Below are 12,800 nucleotides of genomic sequence, written 5' to 3' on the forward strand. Positions count from 1 at the left end.
ATCAAGATAGAATCATATTCGCCGGGAGCCGGTGAGCCTCTTCAACTGGCGGCGACCGGGGTCGTCGTACGCTGTGCCTCGTGCACCCGCCGCCAGTCGAGCCCCTCGAGCAAGGCCTGGAGCTGGGCCGATGTCAGCTGCAAGATGCCGTCGGTGATCTTCGGCCAGCGGAACGCACCGTCCTCCAGCCGCTTCGCCACCAGCACAACCCCGGTGCCGTCCCAGAACACCAGCTTCACCCGGTCGGGTCGCTTGGCCCGGAACACGTACACGGTGCCGGAGAACGGATCGGCGCCCATGGTCTCACGCACCAGTGCCGCGAGGCCCTCCGCCCCCTTGCGGAAGTCCACAGGCCGGGTCGCCACCATGACCCGGACCGCGCCGGTCGGGCCGATCATGATCTGGCCTTCAGCGCGCCGATCACCGCCGCGATGGTGGCCGGCGAGGCCCCGTTCTCGATCCTCACCCTGACCCCGGCGACGTCAACCTCGATGGCCGCCGCCCGGCGTTGCCGGCCACGCCGCTTCGGCTGTGACGGTGGGGCGGACGGCTCAGATGCGGGAGCCGGTTCCGGCGCGACCACGGCCGGCACGAACGCCGGGATCATCTCGCTCGCCTTACGCGCCTCCCGGCGCCACGTGAACAACTGCTGCGGCGACAATGCATGGCGCCTCGCTACGGCACTCACCGTGGCACCAGGCTCGAAGCTCTCGGCGACAATCCGCGCCTTGTCCTCGGGAACCCACTCCCGGCGGCGCCCCACTCCGGTGAAAACCTCGAACCGCCGGACCGGCTCTTCGGCGCTCGATTTAAGCGTAAGCTCTGAAATCGTCATATGCCCAAGCCCTCCAGGCTCGGAACATCACCCCCTCAGCCGCGCCGACGAAAAGTGGGGTCAGGACGCCGCTTACGAAGCTGTAGCGGGAGAGGACTGCTCACGCCGGTTCTATGACCGCCGCTTCGCCCCAGAAGTTGCGGCCAATCCGAGGAAGACCACGATGGCCCGGTTGAGGCGCAGGACATCCTCATCGTCCAGGCGCCCGATGCGCGTCCCGACCTTGGATTTCGGGACGGTGGTGATCTTGTCCACCATCAGGCGGCACGTGGTCCTGAGCCCGTTGCGCGCGTTGGGCGCCACGGGAAGACGAAACAGTGGTGCCTCGGTCTCGTCGGTGGTGAAGGCGCAGATGGTGATCGAATCCGTGGCGTCAAAGGTATCATCCTGCACGATGACGACGGGACGCGGCTTGCCCGCATAGTCCTTGCCGCCGGCGACGGTCCAGATGTCGCCGCGCCTCATTCATCACCCCAATCCGATACCGCATCGATGAAGGCCTGATCCCCACCGGCATGAGGGCTCGTCGCAACGGCCAGCGACTGGCGATGCGCCTCCGACCGGAAGGACGGTGCGCGCACATCGGGCACCCAGATCTGGATGGGCCGCAAGCCCTGGGACCGCAGACGGGCGCGATAATCCCGGACCTTCACGCGGGAGGACTTGGGCGTCGATGCCGTGGGCACGTGGTTGGACCTCGCCATGGTTACATGTAACCTAGCAGGAAGGCCCGCCTGCAACCAGCGCTTTCGATGCGGAGTGGTTCGAACTGCACCATCGACGAGAACGCAAATGGCCGCCCGCCGCCCTGCCGTTTTAGGCACCTTTGCATTGACCTTCCCGCGTGTGCATAGCTCGTTTGCGAGGAACATTGCTCACCGATACAGGGGCGCGCAAAAGCGTGGCGTTTGTCCTCATATCCATGGGTCCTGCTCCGCTGAAATCGATCGGGGTCTGGTGCCCCCCGGGGTGGTGGGTTGCGGAGTTGCGTGAGTTTTCTGGGGCTGGAGGACAAATGGCCGGTCGGACCATAACGCGGATGGATCTGTGTGAGGCGGTCTATCAACAGGTGGGACTGTCTCGCATCGAGTCCGCCCGGTTCGTCGAAATCGTCCTGAAGGAGATCGCCGACTGCCTCGCCCGCGGCGAGACAGTGAAATTGTCGTCCTTTGGCTCCTTCGTCGTCCGCGAGAAGGGTCAGCGCATCGGCCGCAATCCCAAGACCGGGCAGGAAGTGCCCATCGAGCCGCGCCGAGTGATGGTCTTCAAGCCGTCGAGCATCCTCAAGCACCGCATCAACGGCACACCTTCGGACGAGGCGGCCGACGAGGATTGATATGAACTCCTTCAGGCACGGCGGTGTGGCCGGAAGGAACTGCAGCTTTCGTTCAAAACCTACTGCGAAGAAGCTCCTTTTCAGAAGACACACCACGCTCTCGATCCAAGCCTATGCCTCCTCGCATGGCCGCGGCGCCGCACCACCCGCAGCAGGATGTCATTGCTGACCGGCAGCATCAGCCTGCGGGCAAAGCTCGCCGCGGGCCGTCCACCCAGCGCCAGCCCCAGGTGGTGGACGATGTGGTCGAGCCGGGCGGTCCGCCGCGCCCACGGCGCCAAAACCTTATCGTCGAAGCGCTCCGCAAAGACGCGCAGCCGCAGAGCACCGTGTCGCAGTGGAAACGCCGCGCCCGGACGACGAGCCGAACCGGTTTGCCCGCCATCGGCAGATCCGCCAGATGCCGATGATAGCGACTGTGTATCCGCTCCGACGTTCTCCCGCATCCCGGGCACGAACTCGCCTTGCCAACCGCGCGAACCGCAATCAGCGTGCCCGTGCTGTCGCTGCTGACATCGTCCAGCACGAATCCGCCGTCAGCACAGCGGTCTTGCCCGACCCCGGCTGGCCTCCGAGGAGGATCAGGCGCGGGCGCGCGACAGACGCGAGCTTGTCGGGCAGGTAGTCGCGCATGATGTCGCGGCGGAAGATCTCTTCGTTCCGCTCGGGCGACAGCTGACCGGCGATCGCGTCCGACGACATGGTCAGAACTCCCGCCAGAACAGGCTCTCGTCCCTGACCCAGGGGCCCCAGGTGGCGATGACGGCCTCGCAGTCCTCCACCCGGAGGCAGTGCTGGAGCTCGACGAGGGTGCGCCGGCGGACGCGCAGCGCCTCGGCGGCCTCCGGATCCTCCGCCTCGAGGTCGTGGATCCGGCTCGTGACGATGGCGCGCGCCTGGTTGAGGATCTCGAGCGCGACCTCGGTGCGCAGGACCGCGTCGTGCGGCGTTTCTCGGTCCATGGCCTTCCCCGTCCCTACTTGGTTAATCCTCGAGTTTGATTGATCGTCCGTATCCGCCGCTCGGACAGGATCTTCTCGCCGGCGTCGATCCGGACCGACTGCTGCAGGACGCGCAGCGCGGGACGCAGCGCCTCAAAAGCATCCCGCTGCGCCGGCGGCACGCGCCGCACGGCGTCCGTCTCTCCGCGCGCGATTGCATTTCGTCCAAAGCGCACGTCGAGGGCCTTGCTCACGGCGGCGAATTCCTCCCGGATCTTCGGCTCGAGCTCAAGAACCATGGCGTTCAGGCCGCGCGCATTCGTCTTCGCCTCGGCGCTCAATCGCTCCAGGGCCTGATGCGCCGGCCGGGAGAGACCCGGAATGGCGATCGCCATCAGCCGCCGCTCCTCGGCGATCGCCGCGCGCTCGGTCTCCATCGCCCCGACATAGGCCGAGCCGAGGGTCCGCAGCTCCGCCGCCGCGGCGGGGAGCGCGGCAAGGGCCTCCTTGCGCTCGCGGCCCGTGGCGAGCAGGCGGTCCATCATTCTCCCCGAGCCGCGGACGGTGCCATAAGCGTCGGGCGCATTGGCAATGGCCGCGGCGATGCGCCCGGCCGCGAAGCCTTTGACGATGAGGTCCTCGATCTTCCCGACGGCGGCCGCCGGATCCCGCCAGATGCGCGTCGCGATCGCCCCGAGCCCTGCCCGCTGCTGCCGATAATGAGCGCTGTCCAAGGCCCGCCGCCGCGCCTCGTCCTCCACCGGCTGCCGGAACTCGGTCGCCGCGGCCAGCATGGGCGGACTGGTGGCCGCTGCCTCGCCAGCATACGGCGCCGGCGCGACGATGCGCGAGCGATCCTGCCGCTCCGCCTGGTGCTGCGCGCCGGCGAACCTGTGCACCGACTCGAACAGGGTCTTCAGCTCCGCCCGCTTCTGCGGGTCCATGTCCTCTGGCATGCGAACGGCCATGTTGCGCTCCGCGATGGCGTCGGCTTTTTCGGTGAAGGCGCTCCAGCCAAAGCGCGCGGTCAAGGCCTCGGCGGCGGCCTTGACCTCCTGCACGACCGCACGGTCCTCGGCGGCCAGGGCAGAGGCCGCCTTGTAGGCGTCCGGCCCACCCTGCACGCGCACGGTCTCGATCTCGCCGAGCCGTGCCAACGCCTTCTCCGAGAGGGCGGGCACCGACATCGTCATGGAGGCGCGCCGCCGCTCCTCGCGGATCTCGAAGGATGCCGCGCTTTTCTTGAACGCCGCAGCGTGGCCGCGGGCCAGCGGCACCAGCTGTTCCACAACAGCCTCCAGCGCACCGGCGCGCTCGCGCCGGCCCACGCCATCGCGGAGATGATCGCTGCCGCGCAGCGTGCCAAGCTGCTCCGGGCTCCGGGCGATGGCCGCGCCGAGCGCCCGCGAGTCGGCCTTCGGCGACGTGGCCAGATCGTGGAGCTTCGCCATCGCGGCATCCGGATCGCGATAGATCCGCTCCAGCACCGGCCTGAGCGCCCCTTCCCTCTCCTTCACGGCCGGCGACACAAGCTGAGCCCGGCGCGCATCTTCCTCCACCGACCGTGCGAACCGCGTTACCGGCGCGAGCAGATGGCGACCCTCCCCGGCCGACACCTGCGGAGGCGGCGCCTGGGCGCGCATGTCGTTATAGGCGACGCCACGTTCGCGGGCGATCGCAAAGCCCAGGGCGACGCTCGCCCGCTCCCACAGCCGCGCCAGCTCGCCCCTCTTTTCGGCCAGCCACGCCAGCTGCCGCGCCGCGCCCTCCTCCATCCCGGCCGCGGCCTCCGCGAGTTGGTCGATGCCGCGCAGCCGCGCGAAGTCGCGGGCGTGCGCCTGGTAGGAGGGCTCGCTTTCGTAATCGAGCGTGGTGGTCTTCGCACCGGATCGCGACAGACGTTCGACGAGCCCGGCGAACACCTCCAGCCGGTGGCTGTCTCGTGCGAGCCGATCTAGGCGAACGGCGGCGGTTTCGATCCGCCCGGCCCGCCAGACGTTGCGCTCGACGACACGGTCCTCGAACCGCTTCTGTCCGGTTTCCTCATCGACGATTGGCAGCTTCAGGGTGACGGTCTCGACGCCGTCCTTGCGCAGCAAGACGGTATCACCGACCCCAACCCCCGCCTTCTCCAGCGCGGCGGGCAGACTCGTGCCCCATAGCCGACGGGTGGACCCGTCGTCGGTCCGCACATCCGCGAACGGGCTCAGCGCGACATCCTCGCCGTCGCGGAACTTGGCCCGGCCTACCGCCACGAGCGCGCCGGTGACGCCGGCGGCGTGATCGACGCGGGCCTTTCGTCCCCATTCGCTCCTCGGTTCGAAATCCTCCTTCGCCGCATAGAGATCCGCCCGATCACGGTGCCGGCTCATCCCCACATAGGTCAGATGCTGGTCCATCATGCCGGTGACGAGCACGAAGGTCCGGTCCACCGTCGCGCCCTGCGCCTTGTGGATCGTGGCCGCATAGCCATGGTCGACATTGCGGTAGGTGTCGTCGCCAAACACGACCTCGCGCCCATTGTCGAGACGCACCGACAAGAGCGTTCGGCCGCGCTTGTCCGTGGTCGACGTCACCGTGCCGAGCATGCCGTTCTTGACGCGCTGCGGGCCGAGATGCGTCGCCCGCGGCTCCACGAACCGCGCGTTTTCGAGGAACATGATCCGGTCGCCGGCGGCGAATTCGCGCGTCCCGCGCTCGGTGGCGAACGTGCGGCTCTGTGTCAGCACACCGTCGTCGATCAGCACCTTGCGGAGGGCCTCGTTCAGGCGTTTCACATCGTCATTGGTATGGGCGAGCACGAGCAGCTCATCCCCGCGAACGGGTTGCGGATCTCCACCAGCTGGCGCCTTGGTGGCGAGCGCGCGGCGAGCCTCGGTCCAGTCGGCAACGATCCGGCCGACGGCGTCCGCGCGCGTCGCGGTCTCGACAATATGGCCATGCTGCGCATAGGCATCGAGCGCTGTGGCGACCTCGGCGCGCGCGAACATCCGGGACGCTTCGCGCGCCCACGCGTCGCGCTGGCGGCGCACACCGGCGAGCTCGGCAAAGCCGATCCGCTCCACGATCGCCCTGAAGGCCGCGCCCGCCTGGATCGGTTGGAGCTGCATGGCGTCGCCCACCAGGACGACCTTCGCCTCGGCGGCCTCGGCCGCCTTCAGCACCCGCGCCATCTGCTGCGACGACACCATCCCGGCCTCGTCGACGACGAGCACGTCGCCGCGCTTGAGCTGGTCGCGCCCGTTGGTCCAGGCCAGTTCCCAGGACGCCAGCGTGCGCGATGCGATGCCCGAGCTGTCCTCCAGGCCCTCGGCCGCCTTGCCCGCCAGCGCGGCCCCGACCACGCGGCGTCCGTCGCGTTCCCAGGCGACGTGCGCCGCGGCGAGCAGGGTGGACTTGCCGGCGCCGGCGAGCCCGACCACGGCGGCGATCGCCGCATCCGAGGTGACGTGCCGCACCGCATCGACCTGCTCCGCGTCGAGCTTGAACGGCTTGTCGGGGTCTCGGGTCTCAACGGCTTCGATCGCGGCGGTAACGCGCGCGGGGCCGACACCGAAGCCATCACGTGCCGCGAGCGTGAGTGCGGAGCGCGCCATGCCGTGCTCGACACGCAGCATGTCGCGCGTCGTGAAGACTGCGGGCTCCAAAGCCCGCCCGGTCTCGGGATCGAGCTGCTGCGGGCGCAGCGTCACCAGATCGGGCGACGCCATCAGGCGGGCCCGGATGTTGGCGAAATCGTCCGGATCGTCCACATAGCGGTGGAGCGCGCGGGCGATCTCGCGTTCGTCGAAAGTGGATCGCTCGTTGGCGAGCTGCTGCAGGAGCAGCCCCGGATCGGCGGCAAGGCGATCGGCCATGTCCTGCCTGCGGGCGAGCTCCGCCGGCGCAAGAAACATCGCACTGCCCTTGCGCGCCATCGCTGCCTTGGCAGGCCCCAGGTGCCTCTGGGCGATCCCGTCACGGCCCTGCTCGGCATAGGAGCGTCCGTCGAGGCGGATGTCGTAGCCCGCCAGCGCCAGATGCCGATTGGCCGTCTCCGCCCAGGCGAGCTTCCATGCCTTCATCGTCTCGTGGTCGCCGGCCCACAGCCGATAGACGATCTTGCCGTTCGGTCGATCGGGCGTGACGACGCGCAGCGGCCTGCCATCCTCCCCGAGCACCGCCACCTTCTTCGGGCCAAACCCGTCCTCCGCGAGCGGCCGCAGCGTCATCATCAGGTGGACGTGCGGATTGCCGTCCTTGTCGTGATAGACCCAGTCGGCAATCATGCCCTTCGAGGTGAAGGTCTCCCGCACGAACGCGCGCATCAGCGCGATGTTCTCGCTTCGGCTGAGTTCCTCCGGCAACGCAATGATCAGTTCGCGGGCGAGTTGCGCATCCTCCCTTTTCTCGAACGCCTCGACCGCATTCCACAGGACCTCGCTGGCGGCGGCGACGCTCTTTCCTCCGATGGCCGCCTCAAGCCAGGCCGGCAGCTGCTGCGGAAGCGCCAACTCCTCATGCACCAGCTCGGAGGCCCCGCCCTCATAGCGGAAGCTGGTGCCGCCCTTCTCGTCCGTCATCCGGGTGCGGTGACGATAGGCGGCGGCCGAGACGACCGAGCGCCCCGTCCCGCGGCTGATCACCTGCGCTCTGACGAACATGATGGCCACTGCCGTCGTCGCTCCCACCAGGCACGTCGCGCCAGCGACGTATATTGCGCCCTCAAACAGATCGGACCGCTGGGCCGATGCCGCTTCAAACGGCTGGCCCTGCGGGGGACCGCCGCCAGTGAGCCAGTTGGCTCATGATGAAATTAGCCTATTTAACTGCCTTATACGAGTCGATATAATCGACCTGTTTCGAGTTGAGGTGAGGTCCATTAATGCGCGGAAAATCGTCACTTCCCGAGATCGATGCCCAGATCGAGAAGCTGCGGGAGCGTCGGAAATTTCTGATAGTCAAAGCCGGGGAGCGCTTCGCCCGGGCCGCCACGAAGGCAGGCCTGGTGGAGATGGAAATCCCCGACGAGGAACTCGACGCCATCTGCGAGGAGATCGCCGCCCGATTTCGCAAGGCGGAAAAAGGGAACGCCGGTTCACCTGCCGCTGCGACGGATCGATCGGGAGCTCGTTCGGTGGGCGCGACGGCGAAGGGCCACCATGAGTGAGGTCCGCCGACGCGACGCACTTCAGAAAATTCTGCTCGGCGCCCTGGTGGTCCGTGCCGGACTGGCGGAAGCCGACCGGGCGTTTCTGCTGGGTGCGCTGATCGAAGCGGGCCGCATCGCGGTCGGCTCAAATGAGCACGAGCGGCTGAAGGCAATCGGACTGGAGGCGTTCAAGTGGCAGCCGATGGAGGACGCACCGGCGCCGGATCAGGAAAGTGAAGTGGCGCCGTGAAGCGACGATTGAACCCGAGCCTGCTGCTGGTTGTCGTGCCGATCGCCGTCACCGCCCTGACCGTCTATGTCACCGGCTGGCGATGGCCGGATCTCGCCGTCGGAATATCCGGCAAGGTGGCCCATTGGTTCCTGCGAGCTGCACCGCTCCCTGCCCTTCTGGTCGGCCCCCTCGTCGGGCTCGGGACCGTCTGGGCGCTGGCGATGCATCGGCGCCGGCCGATCGCGATGGCGACGCTGCTGTGCTTTCTCGGCGTGGCCGGACTCTATGCCCTGCGCGAATATGATCGCCTCGCCCCCTTCGTTGAGAGCGGCGCCGTCACCTGGGACCGTGCCCTCTCCTACCTCGACGGCTTCGCCGTAGCCGGCGCGATTGTCGGATTTCTCGTTGTCGCCACGGCGGCAAGGATTTCGGTGCTCGTCGCCGATCCGGTCAAGCGCGCCAAGCGCCCGACCTTCGGCGATGCGGACTGGCTGCCCATGGCTGCGGCGGCGCGGTTGTTTCCCGCCGATGGTGAGATCGTGGTCGGCGAGCGCTATCGCGTCGATCGGGAGATCGTGCATGAGCTGCCGTTCGACCCCGCGGACCGCGCGACCTGGGGCCAGGGCGGGCGGGCACAGCTCTTGACCTACAAGCAGGATTTCGATTCGACCCACATGTTGTTTTTCGCCGGGTCGGGGGGCTTCAAGACGACCAGCAACGTCGTCCCGACGGCGCTGCGCTATTCCGGGCCGCTGATCTGCCTCGATCCCTCGACCGAGGTCGCGCCGATGGTCAAGGAGCATCGCACGCGCGCTCTCGGCCGCGAGGTCATGGTGCTCGATCCCACCAACCCGATCGCCGGCTTCAACGTCCTCGACGGCATCGAGGGATCGAAGAAAAAGGAGGAGGACATCGTCGGCATCGCGCACATGCTGCTTTCCGAGAGCGTGCGCTTTGAATCCTCGACCGGCGCCTATTTCCAGAACCAGGCGCACAACCTTCTGACCGGCCTGCTCGCGCATGTGATGCTCTCGCCCGAATATGCGGGACGGCGCAATCTGCGTAGCCTGCGTCAGATCGTTTCCGAGCCCGAGCCCTCGGTGCTCGCCATGCTCCGGGACATTCAGGAGCACTCGGAATCGACCTTCATCCGTGAGACGCTCGGCGTTTTCACGAATATGACCGAGCAGACGTTCAGCGGCGTCTATTCCACCGCATCGAAGGACACGCAGTGGCTCTCGCTCGACAATTACGCCGCCCTCGTCTGCGGCAATGCCTTCAAGTCGCGTGACATCGTCTCCGGCAAGAAGGACCTGTTCCTGAACATCCCCGCTTCGATCCTGAGGTCCTATCCCGGGATCGGCCGGGTGATCATCGGCTCGCTCATCAATGCCATGGTGGAAGCGGATGGCGCGTTCGCGCGCCGGGCCCTCTTCATGCTCGACGAGGTGGACCTGCTCGGCTACATGCGGGTCCTGGAAGAGGCCCGCGATCGCGGCCGCAAGTACGGCATCACGCTGATGATGATGTACCAATCGGTCGGTCAGCTGGAGCAGCATTTCGGCAAGGCCGGCGCGACGTCGTGGATCGACGGATGTGCGTTCGCCTCATACGCCGCGATCAAGGCGCTCGAAACCGCGCGCAACGTCTCGGCCCAGTGCGGCGAGATGACGGTCGAGGTCCAGGGCCGGTCGCGGAACGTGGGATGGAGCATGTCGAGCACTGGCGATCGGCGCTCGGAGAGCCTCAGCTTCCAGCGCCGGCCGCTCATCATGCCCCACGAGATCACCCAGTCGATGCGCAAGGACGAGCAGATCATCATCGTCCAGGGCCACAGCCCGATCCGCTGCGGGCGGGCGATTTATTTCCGGCGCAGGGACATGAACGAGCAAGCCAAGGCCAATCGCTTCGTCAAGGTGTGAGCCGCCTTCGCGAGCAGTTTCCGCAGACAACGCGCTTCGCGCCAGTGACACGGGGCAATGGCGAGCCGCCCCCATCGTCGCCCCTCCTCGAATGTCTCTCAAAAGAGAGACACAATGCCGCCAAGTCAGGAGGTCGGAACATGGCCGCTCACACCTCAATGCTGCACATCCGCATAGACGACAAGCTGAAGGCCGACGCGACCGAGACGCTGGCCAGCTTCGGTCTGACGGTTTCCGATGCCGTCCGGATTCTCCTCACGCGCGTCGTAAAAGAGGGCGTGTTGCCGGCGGGCCTGACTGCGGACCCGGACTCCCATGACGCATGGTTTCGGGCCAAGGTACGCGCGGCCCTGGTCGATACCCGGTCGGCGGTGCCGCACCAGCAGGTGATGGAAGAGGCACAGTCGCTGATCGACAGGAAGCGCCGTGCGAAGGCTTGAGCGGCGCGAGAACGCACGCGCACCGATCTGCAGGCGATCATAGACTCCGGCAAGCAGGGGCATCGAACCGTCCGTGTCCTGATTTCGGAAGGACTCCTCCGATGCCTTCAGCCGATCATTCTTGCAAAACCCATCATGTTAGGTTACTTAACTCTATGGTCACGATCTACCGCGCATATGGCCTGCGCGTCGTCATCTTCGTTGATGACCATGAGCCGGCCCATGTCCATGTATTCGGCGACGGACAGGCAAAGATCAATTTGATCGGCTCGGAAGGAGCACCGGAACTGGTCTGGGCCGAGGGCATGAAGCGGGGCGAGGTGCGCCGCGCGATGCAATTGGTGACCGAGCAGCAGACTGCGTTCCTGACCCGATGGAGAGAGATTCATGGCTGACCTTACCGATGCCGCCATCGAGGCCGCCCTGGAACGCGGCCGCCGGGCCCATGAAAGCGAGCCGCGAGCAGCTACCGCGCGCTTTAACCGGCAGACTGGCCGGGTCATCGTCGACCTCACCAACGGCTGCACTTTCGCCTTTCCGCCGCGTCTGGCGCAGGGGCTGGAAGAGGCAACCGATGACCAGCTTGCCGCTGTCGAGATCCTTGGTCACGGCTATGGCCTGCATTGGGAGGCGCTCGACGTCGACCTGTCCCTGCCTGGCCTGATGGCCGGCATCTTCGGCACCAAAGCTTATATGGCTCGCCGAGCCGGCCAGGCGACGTCCGCAGCCAAGGCGGCCGCTGCCCGCGCCAATGGCGCTAAAGGCGGTCGTCCGCGAAAAGCGAGCGGCCAGTAGCTTGGCGCGTCGCCCTACGCCGCGCCTGGTTGGGGGGCTGGCGTCTTTGTTGTCGGGAGTGGATCTTTGGTCATCGCTGTCGTCGCCGGTCGCCCGATCGCAGCGTGCCGTCGTTTGGCATCCGCTCAGCGCGCGGAATATTTCGTAGCCACGTTCAGGATGGCGGGCGAGGCCCGCTTTATCGAGGGATTGACTGCGCCTTCAAGGCACCCTGTTGCTCACCAACCATCTGCCATTGCGCCGCAAAAGGCCATTTCGTGGCGCCAGATTGCGAGGTTTGCTCGCCACCATGGAAGCCGCCCTTCGTCCAAAGACGATGGACTGTCGGCCGCGGCGGCCTTAACCAGGCATGCTGCCGTCGTTCCATGACACGCCGGGACCGTCACCGAGCCGCGGCGAAAAGAGCTGCTTCACGGCAGCTCCTCCTCGGCGATCTTGCGGGCGAGTTCGGCGCGGGCCGTCTCAAGCTCGGCCGCGATCTCGCGGCGCTCACCGGCATTGACGGCGTTCCGCAGCTCGGCGCGCAGTTCCTCGATGTGCTGTTCCAGGGTCATCGTCATCTCCTCGACGTTCTTGTGAAAGATGACGACGGCGGTCATGGCGGGTGGGCACGGGTCAAAACCCGCGACAGCGGCCAGCTTGCTGGCGCGCGGAGGAACCGATTTTCCTGCGCAGCGGGAAAATTGGAGGGGCCGCGCGGTTTTGGGGCGTGCCCACCCGCCATGGCAGGCTTGGGCATTCTGAGCAGACAGGGTGGGTATTCCGGGCACGCGGCGGCAGAGGGCGCAGCCTGCCCTCTTCCCACCGACAGGCGGGCTGTTTGCGCAAGGGATCGTCACGCCGTAGGGCGCGAAGACTGCTCGCAGGCTTCGTGGAGCCGGGCATCCGGCGGAGTAGAGCCCGGTCCGGCCTGCCGGATGCGCCCACCGGGCTTCTCGGTGCGGGAGACCCCATCTTGCTGCGACCCGATCGGGTTTATGGTCGTCGCGAGTGAGATTATACTGACTGCTTTGATGCGATTAAACGAAGGTGCATCCCGCGATGCGGCAGTTCAGGATTGGTGAGCGGACCTGCGATGAAGGCGCGCCGGAGCTTCAATCCGCGCTCGAGCAGGCCTTTGAGCGCAAGCAGCGGCCGCTCTGCCTGTGCCGCGAGCCGCCCACCACGA

15 protein-coding genes and 2 pseudogenes are annotated in these 12,800 nt (G+C 66.8%); 8 read left to right on the plus strand and 9 right to left on the minus strand.

The window, feature by feature from the left end; translation table 11 throughout:
* Position 1 precedes the first annotated feature (1 nt).
* The 4 genes and pseudogenes from tnpB to K9U40_RS24710 all read right to left on the minus strand — a co-directional run bounded on the left by tnpB (position 2) and on the right by K9U40_RS24710 (position 1,707).
* Positions 2 to 398 (minus strand): annotated as a pseudogene (tnpB, locus tag K9U40_RS13370) (IS66 family insertion sequence element accessory protein TnpB).
* Positions 395 to 835, minus strand: a complete 441-nt coding sequence (tnpA, locus tag K9U40_RS13375) for an IS66-like element accessory protein TnpA (RefSeq protein ID WP_282890679.1) — start codon at positions 833 to 835, stop codon at positions 395 to 397. The pseudogene tnpB and the gene tnpA overlap by 4 nt, the downstream one beginning before the upstream one ends.
* Before the next feature lie 111 nt (positions 836 to 946).
* Positions 947 to 1,300 (minus strand): type II toxin-antitoxin system PemK/MazF family toxin, encoded by a 354-nt coding sequence (locus K9U40_RS13380; protein WP_282642209.1) that lies wholly within the window; start codon positions 1,298 to 1,300, stop codon positions 947 to 949.
* Positions 1,297 to 1,707, minus strand: a complete 411-nt coding sequence (locus K9U40_RS24710; protein WP_349237858.1) for an antitoxin MazE family protein — start codon at positions 1,705 to 1,707, stop codon at positions 1,297 to 1,299. Before K9U40_RS24710 ends, K9U40_RS13380 begins: the two co-directional genes overlap by 4 nt.
* 143 nt (positions 1,708 to 1,850) lie before the next feature.
* On the opposite strand from K9U40_RS24710, the gene K9U40_RS13390 reads away from it, so the two are divergent.
* Positions 1,851 to 2,171, plus strand: coding sequence for an integration host factor subunit alpha (locus K9U40_RS13390; protein WP_282642211.1), 321 nt, complete (start codon positions 1,851 to 1,853; stop codon positions 2,169 to 2,171).
* 128 nt (positions 2,172 to 2,299) lie between these two features.
* On the opposite strand, the pseudogene K9U40_RS13395 reads toward K9U40_RS13390, so the two are convergent.
* From K9U40_RS13395 to traA, 4 genes and pseudogenes are all read right to left on the minus strand, one after another.
* A pseudogene (locus K9U40_RS13395) lies at positions 2,300 to 2,697 on the minus strand (transposase family protein); the annotation flags it as partial.
* Positions 2,658 to 2,873, minus strand: coding sequence for a zeta toxin family protein (locus K9U40_RS13400; RefSeq protein WP_282642213.1), 216 nt, complete (start codon positions 2,871 to 2,873; stop codon positions 2,658 to 2,660). The gene K9U40_RS13400 and the pseudogene K9U40_RS13395, both read right to left, overlap by 40 nt.
* Before the next feature lie 2 nt (positions 2,874 to 2,875).
* A complete protein-coding gene (locus K9U40_RS13405) occupies positions 2,876 to 3,133 on the minus strand; it encodes a hypothetical protein (protein ID WP_282642214.1) in 258 nt (85 codons plus the stop codon).
* A gap of 14 nt (positions 3,134 to 3,147) precedes the next feature.
* The gene (gene traA, locus K9U40_RS13410) at positions 3,148 to 7,764 is read right to left on the minus strand and encodes a Ti-type conjugative transfer relaxase TraA (protein WP_282642215.1); all 4,617 of its coding nucleotides are present in this window, start codon (positions 7,762 to 7,764) and stop codon (positions 3,148 to 3,150) included.
* 212 nt (positions 7,765 to 7,976) lie between these two features.
* Between traA and K9U40_RS13415 the strand changes: the two genes are divergently transcribed.
* The 6 genes from K9U40_RS13415 (at position 7,977) to K9U40_RS13440 (ending at position 11,632) form a co-directional block, all read left to right on the plus strand.
* Positions 7,977 to 8,261 carry a TraC family protein gene (locus K9U40_RS13415; protein WP_282642216.1) on the plus strand — a complete coding sequence of 95 codons (285 nt, stop codon included), beginning with the start codon at positions 7,977 to 7,979 and terminating at the stop codon, positions 8,259 to 8,261.
* Complete coding sequence (locus tag K9U40_RS13420) at positions 8,254 to 8,493, plus strand: conjugal transfer protein TraD (protein ID WP_282642217.1); 240 nt, start codon at positions 8,254 to 8,256, stop codon at positions 8,491 to 8,493. The genes K9U40_RS13415 and K9U40_RS13420 overlap by 8 nt, the downstream gene beginning before the upstream one ends.
* Complete coding sequence (traG, locus tag K9U40_RS13425) at positions 8,490 to 10,397, plus strand: Ti-type conjugative transfer system protein TraG (protein WP_282890680.1); 1,908 nt, start codon at positions 8,490 to 8,492, stop codon at positions 10,395 to 10,397. The genes K9U40_RS13420 and traG overlap by 4 nt, the downstream gene beginning before the upstream one ends.
* A 140-nt stretch (positions 10,398 to 10,537) precedes the next feature.
* Positions 10,538 to 10,837, plus strand: coding sequence for a type II toxin-antitoxin system RelB/DinJ family antitoxin (locus K9U40_RS13430; protein ID WP_282639821.1), 300 nt, complete (start codon positions 10,538 to 10,540; stop codon positions 10,835 to 10,837).
* A 155-nt stretch (positions 10,838 to 10,992) separates the two neighbouring features.
* Entirely contained in the window at positions 10,993 to 11,232 is a 240-nt protein-coding gene (locus K9U40_RS13435; protein WP_282639822.1) for a DUF4160 domain-containing protein, read from the plus strand.
* A complete protein-coding gene (locus K9U40_RS13440) occupies positions 11,225 to 11,632 on the plus strand; it encodes a DUF2442 domain-containing protein (RefSeq protein ID WP_282639823.1) in 408 nt (135 codons plus the stop codon). Before K9U40_RS13435 ends, K9U40_RS13440 begins: the two co-directional genes overlap by 8 nt.
* A gap of 410 nt (positions 11,633 to 12,042) precedes the next feature.
* On the opposite strand, the gene K9U40_RS13445 is transcribed toward K9U40_RS13440, so the two are convergent.
* A complete protein-coding gene (locus tag K9U40_RS13445) occupies positions 12,043 to 12,231 on the minus strand; it encodes a hypothetical protein (RefSeq protein WP_282639867.1) in 189 nt (62 codons plus the stop codon).
* A gap of 442 nt (positions 12,232 to 12,673) precedes the next feature.
* Here K9U40_RS13445 and K9U40_RS13450 point away from each other — a divergent pair.
* Positions 12,674 to 12,800 (plus strand): DUF1173 family protein (locus tag K9U40_RS13450; protein ID WP_282890681.1); only part of this gene is annotated, 127 nt, incomplete at its 3' end.

It is taken from the genome of Xanthobacter autotrophicus (assembly GCF_030015065.1).
GTDB classification, from domain to species: Bacteria; Pseudomonadota; Alphaproteobacteria; order Rhizobiales; family Xanthobacteraceae; genus Xanthobacter; species Xanthobacter autotrophicus_D.